Source organism: Hydrogenophaga sp. SNF1 (assembly GCF_034421675.1).
Lineage (GTDB): Bacteria > Pseudomonadota > Gammaproteobacteria > Burkholderiales > Burkholderiaceae_C > Hydrogenophaga > Hydrogenophaga borbori.
Window position 1 is genome coordinate 2,754,629 of sequence record NZ_CP139793.1, and the last position, 11,571, is coordinate 2,766,199.

Annotated in this window: 11 protein-coding genes; 10 read left to right on the forward strand and 1 reads right to left on the reverse strand. The window is 69.9% G+C overall.

All coding sequences use genetic code 11. From position 1 onward, the window contains the following. Window positions 1–8 precede the first annotated feature (8 nt). The 10 genes from lpxB (at window position 9) to SOM08_RS13205 (ending at window position 10,672) form a co-directional block, all read left to right on the forward strand. On the forward strand, window positions 9–1,154 hold the full coding sequence (lpxB, locus tag SOM08_RS13160) for a lipid-A-disaccharide synthase (RefSeq protein WP_181936362.1): 1,146 nt from the start codon (window positions 9–11) through the stop codon (window positions 1,152–1,154). Next, window positions 1,126–1,812, forward strand: coding sequence for a ribonuclease HII (gene rnhB, locus SOM08_RS13165; RefSeq protein ID WP_322469070.1), 687 nt, complete (start codon window positions 1,126–1,128; stop codon window positions 1,810–1,812). The genes lpxB and rnhB overlap by 29 nt, the downstream gene beginning before the upstream one ends. Next, window positions 1,809–2,597, forward strand: coding sequence for an RNA methyltransferase (locus SOM08_RS13170; protein ID WP_322469071.1), 789 nt, complete (start codon window positions 1,809–1,811; stop codon window positions 2,595–2,597). Before rnhB ends, SOM08_RS13170 begins: the two co-directional genes overlap by 4 nt. A 209-nt stretch (window positions 2,598–2,806) precedes the next feature. Next, a complete protein-coding gene (gene carA, locus SOM08_RS13175) occupies window positions 2,807–3,973 on the forward strand; it encodes a glutamine-hydrolyzing carbamoyl-phosphate synthase small subunit (protein WP_322469072.1) in 1,167 nt (388 codons plus the stop codon). A gap of 10 nt (window positions 3,974–3,983) precedes the next feature. Then, on the forward strand, window positions 3,984–4,346 hold the full coding sequence (locus SOM08_RS13180; protein ID WP_116957093.1) for a hypothetical protein: 363 nt from the start codon (window positions 3,984–3,986) through the stop codon (window positions 4,344–4,346). A gap of 17 nt (window positions 4,347–4,363) precedes the next feature. Continuing rightward, on the forward strand, window positions 4,364–7,645 hold the full coding sequence (carB, locus tag SOM08_RS13185) for a carbamoyl-phosphate synthase large subunit (protein WP_116957094.1): 3,282 nt from the start codon (window positions 4,364–4,366) through the stop codon (window positions 7,643–7,645). Window positions 7,646–7,829: 184 nt separating this feature from the next. Then, complete coding sequence (locus tag SOM08_RS13190) at window positions 7,830–8,804, forward strand: helix-turn-helix domain-containing protein (RefSeq protein ID WP_116957095.1); 975 nt, start codon at window positions 7,830–7,832, stop codon at window positions 8,802–8,804. A gap of 126 nt (window positions 8,805–8,930) precedes the next feature. Continuing rightward, window positions 8,931–9,659: an alpha/beta hydrolase gene (locus SOM08_RS13195; protein WP_116957096.1), complete on the forward strand. Its 729-nt coding sequence runs from the start codon at window positions 8,931–8,933 to the stop codon at window positions 9,657–9,659. An 84-nt stretch (window positions 9,660–9,743) separates the two neighbouring features. Then, the gene (gene greA / locus SOM08_RS13200; protein WP_116957097.1) at window positions 9,744–10,220 is read left to right on the forward strand and encodes a transcription elongation factor GreA; all 477 of its coding nucleotides are present in this window, start codon (window positions 9,744–9,746) and stop codon (window positions 10,218–10,220) included. Between the two features lie 11 nt (window positions 10,221–10,231). After that, entirely contained in the window at window positions 10,232–10,672 is a 441-nt protein-coding gene (locus SOM08_RS13205; RefSeq protein WP_116957098.1) for a DUF4149 domain-containing protein, read from the forward strand. Here the strand turns inward: SOM08_RS13205 and folD are convergent. Then, entirely contained in the window at window positions 10,660–11,523 is an 864-nt protein-coding gene (gene folD, locus SOM08_RS13210; RefSeq protein ID WP_116957099.1) for a bifunctional methylenetetrahydrofolate dehydrogenase/methenyltetrahydrofolate cyclohydrolase FolD, read from the reverse strand. The two genes, SOM08_RS13205 and folD, sit on opposite strands and share 13 nt — an antisense overlap. Window positions 11,524–11,571: the final 48 nt, after the last annotated feature.

An 11,571-nucleotide genomic window follows, 5' to 3' on the forward strand; every position in this document is an offset into this window, starting at 1 on the left:
GGTCTCGCGTGAGCGCATCGCCACGTTTCGCCCTGGTGGCAGGCGAGGCCTCGGGCGACCTGCTCGCGGGTCTGCTGCTGGGTGGCCTGCGCCAGCGCTGGCCGGGGCTCACGGGCGTGGGCATTGGCGGTCCGCAGATGGTCGCCCAGGGTTTCGACGCCTGGTGGCCCAGCGAGCGGCTGGCCGTGCGCGGCTATGTCGAGGTTCTGCGGCACTACCGCGAAATCGTGGGCATACGCCACCAGCTGCGCCAGCGCCTGCTGCAAGGCGAGCGGCCCGACGTGTTCATCGGCGTGGACGCGCCCGACTTCAATCTCGAACTCGAAGCGAACCTCAAGGCGGCGGGCGTGCGCACGGTGCATTTCGTCTGCCCCTCGATCTGGGCCTGGCGGCCCGAGCGCGTGCGCAAGATCCAGGCGAGCGCCGACCACGTGCTGTGCATCTTTCCGTTCGAGCCCGCGCTGCTGGCCGAGCACGGCATCGCCGCCACCTATGTGGGGCATCCTGTGGCCAATGTGGTGCCCTTGGAGCCCGATCGCCAGGCCGCGCGCCGCCAGCTCGGCTTGCCCGAGGACGCAGAGGTGGTGGCGCTGTTGCCGGGCAGCCGTGGCTCCGAGGTCGACTACCTCGCGCACCGCTTCTTCGAGGCCGCGCGGCTGATGCAACAGGCGCGCCAGGGGCTGCGCTTCGTGCTGCCCGCCGTGCCGGCGCAGCGCGAGCGCATCGGGCGCGTGGCCCGCGAGGCCGGCGTGGCGGACCTGGTACAGCTGGTGCCGGGCCAGTCGCATGCCGTGCTGGCCGCCTGCGACGCCACGCTGATCGCCAGCGGCACCGCCACGCTGGAGGCCGCGCTGTTCAAGCGGCCCATGGTCATTGCGTACAACATGAACTGGCTGTCCTGGCAGATCATGCGTCGCCAGCGCCTGCAGCCTTGGGTGGGCCTGCCCAACATCCTGTGCCAGGACTTCGTCGTGCCCGAACTGCTGCAGGAAGAGGCCTCGCCCCAGCGCCTGGCTCAGGCCGTGCTCGACTGGCTCGATGCGCCCGAGCGCGTGCGCGCGCTGCAGGCCCGTTTCACCCAACTGCACCACGAGCTGCGCCGCGACACCGCGGCGCTGGCCACCGATGCGATCGAAGCGCTTCTTGCTCGCTGAACAGGCCACGCTGGTGTGGGACACGCCCGGCCTGCACGCCGGCGTGGACGAGGCCGGCCGCGGTCCGCTCGCGGGTCCGGTGGTGGCGGCCGCGGTCATCCTCGACGAACTGCAGCCCATTGCGGGCCTGACCGACTCCAAGCAGCTCAGCGCCGCACGGCGCGAGCGCCTGTACGACGAGATCCGCGCCAAGGCCCTGTGCTGCAGCGTGGCCCAGGCCTCGGTGGAGGAGATCGACACGCTCAACATCCTGCAGGCCACCCTGCTGGCCATGCAGCGGGCGGTCGCCGGGCTGCGCCTGAAGCCGGCAAAGGTGCTGGTGGACGGCAACCGCCTGCCACCGCTGGACGTGCTGGCCGAGGCCATCGTGCAAGGCGACGCCAAGGTGCAGGCCATCTCGGCCGCTTCCATCCTCGCCAAGGTCACGCGCGACCGCCTGCTCGACGAGCTGCACCTGCGGCATCCGCACTACGGCTTCAACCAGCACAAGGGCTACGGCACCGCGCAGCACCTCGAGGCCTTGCGCCGACACGGCCCCTTGCCCGAACACCGGCGTTCCTTTGCGCCCGTGGCCCAGGCCCACGCGGCGCGCGGGAGCGCCGCGTGGCCGCACGACGGCCTGGGCACCGCCATGCCCGACGCGCGGGCCAGGCCATGACCGCGACGCCGCAGGACATCCAGTCGCGCGACAACCCGCTCGTGAAAGAGCTGCGCGCGCTGGCGCAGGACAACACCGCCTATCGCCAGCGCGGACGGGTCTGGCTGGACGGCGACCACCTCTGCCGCGCGCTGCTGGCGCGCGGCCAGCGGCCGTCCATCGCGGTCTTCAGCGCCTCCGGCTGGCCGCGCGCCGACGCCGAACTGGTGGCCGCCGCGCCACGCGTGGTGCGGCTGCCCGACGCCGTCATGGCCAGCGTGAGTGGCCTGGAGTCGCCCCCCGCCATGGGCTTCGTGGCCGATCTGCCCGACGTGGCGGGGCTGCTGCCCGACGCGCCTACCGTGGTGCTCGACCGTCTGCAGGACGCCGGCAACGTGGGCTCGGTGCTGCGCAGCGCGGCCGCCTTCGGCTTCACGCAGGTGGCCGCGCTCAAAGGCACGGCCGCGCTGTGGTCGCCCAAGGTGCTGCGCGCGGGCATGGGCGCGCATTTCGCCCTGCGCCTGGTCGAGGGCCTGGTGCCCGAGGCGCTGTCGTCCCTGTCGGTGCCGCTGCTGGTCACCAGCTCGCACCAGGGCGATTGGTTGCACCAGGCCACCTTGCCCTGGCCCTGCGCCTGGGTCATGGGCCACGAAGGGCAGGGCGTGGGCGAGGCGCTCATGGCGCGCGCCAGCCGCTTCGTGCGCATCGCGCAACCCGGTGGCGAGGAGTCGCTCAACGTCGCCGCAGCGGCCGCCATCTGCCTGCACGCGAGCGCGGCCGGACGTTTCAACGGCGCCTGCGACTGAGGCCTGCGGGTGTCCTGGCTGCTGCGCCGCAACACGGCGGCGCGCTATAATTCGACGGTTTAACTGCAATCGGCGCCATGCCCCGCGCGCCGCGGCTCCACACCCCAGGATTTCGCCCACCCAGCGCCCCCCGGCCGGTGGACGCGAAGCCTGCGCGGCACCCGCCGACCGCGCGCGACGGCCAGCCCACCCCTTTTCTGGAGATCCCTGTGCTGCCCGTCCACCCGAAAGCCCTTCTCGCGCTCGCTGATGGAACGGTCTTTGAAGGCATCTCCATCGGCGCCACCGGCCAGACGGTGGGCGAGGTGGTGTTCAACACCGCGATCACCGGCTACCAGGAGATCCTCACCGATCCCAGCTACTGCCGCCAGATCGTCACGCTGACCTATCCCCACATCGGCAACACCGGCGTCAACCGCGAAGACGTGGAAGCCACGCGTGTCCACGCCGCCGGCCTCATCATCAAGGACCTGCCGCTGCTGGCCTCCAACTTCCGTTGCGAGGAGACCCTGTCCGACTACCTGCGCCGCGAGAACACCGTGGCGATCGCCGACCTGGACACGCGCGCGCTCACGCGCCGCCTGCGCACCCACGGCGCGCAGAACGGCTGCATCGTGGCGCTGGCGGCGGGCGAGGCCCTCACCGACGCGCACCGCGCCGCCGCCCTTGCCGCCGCGAGGGCCGCGCCCAACATGGCGGGGCAGGACCTGGCCAAGGTGGTGTCCGCCGACAAGCCCTACGCCTGGTCCGAGACCGAGTGGACGCTGGGCCAGGGCTACGGCGAACTCGGCCAAGCCGCCTTCCACGTCGTCGCCTACGACTTCGGCGTCAAGCACAACATCCTGCGCATGCTGGCCTCGCGCGGCTGCCGCGTGACCGTGGTGCCCGCGCAAACGCCCGCGGCCGAGGTCTTCAAGCTCCAGCCCGACGGCGTGTTCCTCTCCAACGGCCCCGGCGACCCGGAGCCCTGCGACTACGCCATCGCCGCCGCGCGCGAGATCATCGAGGCCGGTATGCCCACCTTCGGCATCTGCCTGGGCCACCAGATCATGGCCCTGGCCAGCGGCGCCAAGACCTTCAAGATGAAGTTCGGCCACCATGGCGCGAACCACCCGGTGAAAGACCTGGACGACGGCCGCGTGTCCATCACCAGCCAGAACCACGGCTTCGCCGTCGACGAGAAGACCCTGCCCGCCAACCTGCGCCCCACGCACGTGAGCCTGTTCGACGGCACGCTGCAGGGCCTGGCCCGCACCGACCAGCCGGCCTTCTGCTTCCAGGGCCACCCCGAGGCCTCGCCCGGTCCGCACGACATCGGCTACCTGTTCGACCGCTTCGTCGCGCTCATGAAGGAGCGCGCGGCGGTCGCCGCCTGAGAAGGCCCGAATGAAGCTGTTCAGCTTTCCCGCGGCTGCCATCGAGAAGGCCATCGCCAAGCGCCAGCTCACGCTGCCGCCACCGCACAAGGAGTGGTTCGCGCAGCGCTGGGCGCAGAAGCCCTACCGCAAGGCCTTTCTCGACCAGAAGGCCGTGCCGCTGGTGACGCTGCTGGCCAAATGTAAGACCTGGGACGACGAGACCTTCAACAGCGAAATGGCCGCGTGGGACGCGCGCTTCCACGAGGCCGAGGCCGAGGTCCTGCGCCCCCTGGTGCAGGGTGACGGCCTGTTGCAGCTGATGCAGAAGGCCATCCCCGCCGAGCGCGCGCAGGCGCTGCTGAACAAACTAGACCAACGCGCGGACCAATAACCCGCGAGCGACACAAGATGCCCAAGAGAACAGACATCCAGACCGTGCTGATCATCGGCGCCGGTCCCATCATCATCGGCCAGGCCTGCGAGTTCGATTACTCCGGCGTGCAGGCCTGCAAGGCCCTGCGTGAAGAGGGCTACCGCGTGGTGCTGATCAACAGCAACCCCGCCACCATCATGACCGACCCGGCCACGGCCGACGTCACCTACATCGAGCCCATCACCTGGCAGACGGTCGAGAAGATCATCGCCAAGGAGCGCCCCAAGACGGCCGGCGGCTTCGCCATCCTGCCCACCATGGGCGGCCAGACCGCGCTCAACTGCGCGCTGGACCTCTGGCGCCACGGGGTGCTGGCCAAGTACGGCGTCGAACTGATCGGCGCCACGCCCGAAGCCATCGACAAGGCCGAGGACCGCCTGAAGTTCAAGGACGCGATGACGCGCATCGGCCTGGGCTCGGCGCGCTCGGGCATCGCCCACACGCTGGAAGAGGCCTGGGGCGTGCAGAAGACCGTGGGCTTCCCGGTCGTCATCCGCCCCAGCTTCACGCTGGGTGGCACGGGCGGCGGCATCGCCTACAACCCCGAAGAGTTCGAGACCATCTGCAAGCGCGGCATCGAGGCCTCGCCCACCAACGAGCTGCTGATCGAAGAGTCGCTGCTCGGCTGGAAAGAGTACGAGATGGAGGTCGTGCGCGACAAGGCCGACAACTGCATCATCGTCTGCTCGATCGAGAACCTGGACCCGATGGGCGTGCACACCGGCGACTCCATCACCGTGGCGCCCGCTCAGACGCTGACCGACAAGGAGTACCAGATCCTGCGCAACGCCTCGCTGGCGGTGCTGCGCGAGATCGGCGTGGACACCGGTGGCTCCAACGTGCAGTTCTCGATCAACCCGAAAGACGGTCGCATGGTCGTCATCGAGATGAACCCGCGCGTCTCGCGTTCCTCCGCGCTGGCTTCCAAGGCCACGGGTTTTCCCATCGCCAAGGTCGCGGCCAAGCTGGCCGTGGGCTACACGCTCGACGAGCTGCGCAACGAGATCACCGGCGGCGCCACGCCCGCGAGCTTCGAGCCCTCGATCGACTACGTGGTCACCAAGATTCCGCGCTTTGCCTTCGAGAAGTTCAAGGACGCCGACGACCGCCTGACCACGCAGATGAAGTCGGTGGGCGAGGTCATGGCCATGGGCCGTACCTTCCAGGAGAGCTTCCAGAAGGCCCTGCGCGGCCTGGAGGTCGGTGTCGACGGCATGAACGAGAAGACGCAGGACCGCGAGACGCTCGAGAAGGAGCTCGGCGAGCCCGGCCCCGAGCGCATCTGGTACGTGGGCGACGCCTTCGCCGCCGGCTGGACGGTCGACGAGGTGCACCAGTTCACCAAGATCGACAAGTGGTTCCTCGTGCAGATCGAGGAGATCGTCAAGCTCGAACTCGCCATGGACGCGCTGACCGCGCAGAAGGGCGAGGGCGCGCTGGCCTCGCTGGACGTGGCCACGCTGCGGGGCCTGAAGAAGAAGGGCTTCTCCGATCGCCGCCTGGCCAAGCTGCTCAAGACCAGCGACACCGCCGTGCGCGCGCGCCGCCGCGAGCTGGGCGTGCGCCCGGTCTACAAGCGCGTGGACACCTGCGCCGCCGAATTCGCCACCACCACGGCCTACCTGTACTCCACCTACGAAGGCCATGGCCAGGCCGAGTGCGAGGCCGAACCCACCGGCAACAAGAAGATCATGGTGCTGGGCGGCGGTCCGAACCGCATCGGCCAGGGCATCGAGTTCGACTACTGCTGCGTGCATGCCGCGCTCGCCATGCGCGAGGACGGCTACGAGACCATCATGGTCAACTGCAACCCCGAGACCGTGTCGACCGACTACGACACCAGCGACCGCCTCTACTTCGAGCCGCTCACGCTGGAAGACGTGCTGGAGATCGTCGACAAGGAAAAGCCGGCCGGCGTGATCGTGCAGTACGGCGGCCAGACGCCGCTCAAGCTCGCGCTGGGCCTGGAGGCCGCGGGCGTGCCCATCATCGGCACCTCGCCCGACATGATCGACGCCGCCGAAGACCGCGAGCGCTTCCAGAAGCTGCTGCACGAGCTCAAGCTGCGCCAGCCGCCCAACGCCACCGCGCGCACCGAGACCGAGGCGCTCGAGAAGGCCGCCGCGCTGGGTTACCCGCTGGTGGTGCGCCCGAGCTATGTGCTCGGCGGCCGCGCCATGGAAATCGTGCACGAGCAGCGCGACCTCGAGCGCTACATGCGCGAGGCCGTGAAGGTCAGCAACGACTCCCCGGTGCTGCTCGACCGCTTCCTCAACGACGCCATCGAATGCGACGTGGACGCGGTGCGCGACGCCACCGGCCGCGTGTTCATCGGTGGCGTGATGGAGCACATCGAACAGGCCGGCGTGCACAGCGGAGACTCCGCCTGCTCGCTGCCGCCGTACTACCTGAGCAAGGCCACGGTGGACGAGCTCAAGCGCCAGACCGCGGCCATGGCCCAGGGCCTGAACGTGGTGGGTCTGATGAACGTGCAGTTCGCGATCCAGGAAATCGAAGAGGGTGGCCAGAAGAAGGACGTGATCTACGTGCTGGAAGTGAACCCGCGCGCCTCGCGCACGGTGCCCTTCGTCTCCAAGGCCACGGGCATCCAGCTGGCCAAGGTGGCCGCGCGTTGCATGGCCGGCCAGTCGCTCGACTCGCAGGGCATCGGTGAAGAGGTGGAGCCGCCGTACTTCAGCGTGAAGGAGGCGGTGTTCCCCTTCGTCAAGTTCCCGGGCGTGGACACCATCCTCGGCCCGGAGATGAAGTCCACCGGCGAGGTCATGGGCGTGGGCAAAACCTTTGGCGAAGCCTTCGTGAAGAGCCAGATCGGCGCGGGCACCAGGCTGCCCACGGCGGGCAAGGCCTTCCTGACGGTGAAAAACAGCGACAAGCCGCGCGCCGTGGATGTGGCGCGCCAGCTCGTGGAGCTGGGCTTCGAACTGATCGCCACGCGCGGCACGGCGGCGGCCATCGAGGCCGCCGGCCTGGCGGTGCAGACGGTCAACAAGGTCACCGAAGGCCGCCCGCACATCGTGGACATGATCAAGAACGGCGACATCGCGCTGGTGATCAACACGGTGGAAGAGCGCCGCAACGCCATCGCCGACTCGCGCGCGATCCGCACCTCGGCGCTGCTGGCCCGCGTGACGACCTTCACCACCATCGCGGGCGCCGAGGCGGCCGTCGAGGGCATGAAGTTCCTGAGCAGCCTGGACGTGATTTCCGTGCAGGACATGCACGCGCAACTGGTGTAACACCCCCGCCGCGCTTCGCGCGACCCCCAAGGGGGCGGCACCTGCGGCCTGATGAAGCCAGTGACCGTATGTCCTCGGCGCGGTGGTCGTGCAGGCAGGCCGTCTTCTTGCTCACCTTGGTGGGGCTCGCCGCTGCGGGTTTGCGCCAAGGCCGGGCCCGCGCCAAAGGCCTACAGTGCGGGCCATGCCAGCCGCCGCACCCGTTTCCCCCAGCGCCAGCGCCCGGCGCTGGAGCACCGAGGCCGTGCCGCCCGAGCGGCGGCTCGACTATTGGGTCGGCGCCATCTGTGAAGCCTTCCTGGAGATGGACTGCAGCTCGCGCGAGGCGCGGCACTTCGACGGCCGGCTGGTGAGCGTGGCCTCGGGCGCCTTGTCCTTCAACCAGGTCGAGGCCAGCACGCAAGATGTCTACCGAACGCGCGCGGCCATCGCGCGCGGCGCGCAGCAGCCCTTCTACCTGATCACGCACCGCCGCACGCCGTGGCACGTGGTGCAGGGCGGCCAGCGCGTGGGCCTGCGCCCCGGCGATGCGGTGCTGGTCGATTCGGCGCGCACCTACGAGCTGCACTACCCCCGTGCGGTGGAGGTGGTGTCCATCCAGTTGCCGCGTGCCTGGGTGGGGCAATGGCTGCGGCAGCTCGACCATCCCGTGGCGCGCGTGGCCTGGCGCGACCGGGGCTGGGGCCAGGCGCTGTCGGCCTGGAGCCTGCAGTTCGCGCACGAGCCCGAGCTGGCCTCGCTGGTGCCCGAGCACCTGCTGGCCGATCAGCTCGGCGCGATGCTGTCGGCCGCGCTGGAGCCCGCGGTGGCGCCCACGCATGCGGGCCGTGATCTGGCCGTGCGCGCCGAGGCGCTGATGCGCGATCGCCTGGACACCGCCGGCCTGCAAGCGAGCGACGTGGCGCTGGCGCTGGGCGTGTCGCTGCGCACCCTGCACCGCGCCTTCGCGGCGTGCAGCGCCACGTTCGCCGACACCCTGCGCGGCCTGCGCCTGCGGCGCGCCGCCGAGCTGCTGGCCCAGCCCCGATTGGCGGGCGTGAGCGTGGCGGAGATCGGCCGGCGCTGCGGCTACGCCGACGCCTCTCACTTTGTGCGCGAGTTCCAGCGCCGGCACGCGCAGACCCCGGCGCGCTGGCGCCGCGACCGGCTCGCCCACTGAAGTCCGCATGCCGCGTGGCACGCGCAGGCCATCGGCGTGGCGCGCACAGGCCATCGCGTCAAGCGCGCCACGCCTACGCTGCGCGCAGCGCTCGGCGGATCGGGCGCCTTCCTTCAGGAGACCTGCATGGCCGATACCTATGTCCTCGTTCACGGTGCCTGGCACACCGGTGAACTTTTCCAACCTGTGGCCCAGGCCTTGCGCGAGCGCGGGCATGTGGTGCACACGCCCACGCTCGCGGGCAATCGCCCCGGCGACGACCGCGCCACCAGCGGCCTCACCGAAGCCGCCGACTCGCTCGCCGCCTACCTTGAGCAGCACGACCTGAACAACGTGCGCCTGGTGGGCCACAGCTACGGCGGCATGGTCATCAGCCAGGTCGCGGCGCGGCTGCCGCAGCGCATCGCGCGGCTGGTGTACTGGGTGGCCTTCGTGCCGCTGGACGGCGAATGCCTGAACGACATGGTGCCGCCCCACTACAAGGCGCTGTTCGATCAGATCGCCGCCGCCAACCACAACGCCGTGATGCTGCCGTTCCCCATTTGGCGCGAGGCCTTCATCAACGACGCCGACGCCGCGCTGGCGCGGAGCACCTACGACCAGCTCAACCCCCAGCCCTACCGCACCTTCACCGAACCCGCGCGCCTGGGCACGCAGCTGGCCGCGCTGCCCATGGGCAAGAGCTACCTGCTGTGCACCGACGACACCGCCATGCCGCACAGCCTGCCGTGGCACCCGCGCCTGTCGGAACGGCTGGGCCTGTACCGCCTGGTGTCCACGCCCGGCAGCCACGAGCTGTGCTTCACCAACCCGGTCCTGCTGGCCGAAAAGATCGAGCAGGCCGGGCGGGATTGACCCCCGTGCCGGTCGCGGCATAATGCTTTTCACGACACCGCCGAGCGGCAACGCCCGGCGGTTTGCTTTTGTGGAGAGAAAGATATGGCCACCATCCCCATCACCAAGCGCGGCGCCGAAAAGCTCAAGGAAGAGCTGCACCGCCTCAAGACCGTCGACCGCCCCGCGGTCATCAACGCCATCGCCGAGGCGCGCGCCCAGGGCGACCTGAGCGAGAACGCCGAGTACGACGCCGCCAAGGACCGCCAGGGCTTCATCGAAGGCCGCATCGCCGAGATCGAGGGCAAGCTGTCGACGGCGCAGATCATCGACCCCTCGGCCCTGAACGCGGGCGGCAAGGTGGTGTTCGGCGCCACCGTGGAACTCGAAGACGAGGACAGCGGCTCGGCCGTCACTTACCAGATCGTGGGCGAGGACGAGGCCGACCTGAAGGAAGGCTTGATCAACATCGGCAGCCCGATCGCGCGCGCGCTGATCGGCAAGGAAGAGGGCGACACCGCCGAGGTGCAGGCACCCGGCGGCTTGCGCCGCTACGAAATCGTGGCCGTGCGCTACGCCTGAGCGCGCGGACCATGCGCCTGCAACGCCCCGCGCTGATGCTGGCCGCCCTCTGGTGGGGCGGCATCACGGCCTTGAGCTTTCTGGCCGTGCCCACGCTGTTCGCTTCGTTGGGCAACCCGGCTGTGGCCGGGCCGGTGGCGGCGAAGCTGTTCTCGTTGCAATGCCAGGCGGGCCTGGTCATCGGCCTGGTGCTGCTGATCCTGGTGCGCCAGGGGGGGCCGTCGCCGATGGCCCGCACCGCGCTGGCCCTGATCTGCGTGGCCATGGCCCTGGCCGTGCTGCAGGAGTACGGGGTGGCGCAGAAGATCGTGAGCGCGCGCGCCAGCGGCGGCGACCTCAAGCTCTGGCACGGCGTGGGCAGCGCGCTGGTGTTGGGCCAGTGGCTGTGCAGCGGCGCCCTGCTGTGGTGCCTGGGCCGGCCCCGGCCCGTCGGGGGCGATCAGCCGGCCTGAACGCCGGCCTGGCGCTCGGCCGAGTCGAGCGTGTTCACCATCAGCATGGTGATGGTCATGGGCCCGACGCCACCGGGCACGGGCGTGATCCAGCCGGCCACGTCCTTGACCCCGTCGAAGTCCACGTCGCCGCAGAGCTTGCCGGCCTCGTTGCGGTTCATGCCCACGTCGATCACCACGGCGCCCGGCTTGACCATGTCGGCCGTGAGCACATTGCGCTTGCCCACGGCGGCCACCACCACGTCGGCCTGGCGCGTGAAGGCCGCCAGGTCCTTCGTGCCGCTGTGGCAGACGGTGACGGTGGCGTTGGCCTGCAGCAGCATCAGCGCCATGGGCTTGCCCACGATGTTGCTGCGCCCGATCACCACCGCGTGCTTGCCGCGCAGCTCGTAGCCGATGTGCTCCAGCATCTTCATGCAGCCATGCGGCGTGCAGGGCCAGAAACCGGGCAGGCCGGTCATCAGCGCGCCGGCGCTGGCCACGTGAAAACCGTCCACGTCCTTGGCGGGGGAGATGGCCTCGATCACCTTCTGCGCGTCGATGTGCGCGGGCAGCGGCAGTTGCACCAGGATGCCGTGGATGGTGGGGTCGTTGTTCATCGCCTGCACGCGCGCCAGCAGCTCGGCCTCGCTCAGCGTGGCGGGCCAGGTTTCCAGCACCGAGTGCATGCCGGTGTCCTCGCAGGCCTTGACCTTGTTGCGCACGTAGACCTGCGAGGCCGGGTTGTCGCCGACCAGGATGACGGCCAGGCCGGGCGTGAGGCCGCGGTTGCGCAGGGCCTGCACGCGTTGCGCCACGTCGGCGCGGAGTTGGCGGGAGAGGGCGTTGCCGTCGATGAGCTGGGCGGTCATGGCTGCAAGAGAGTGAAGGCTGGGAAAACGAAACGCCCGCCAAGGTGG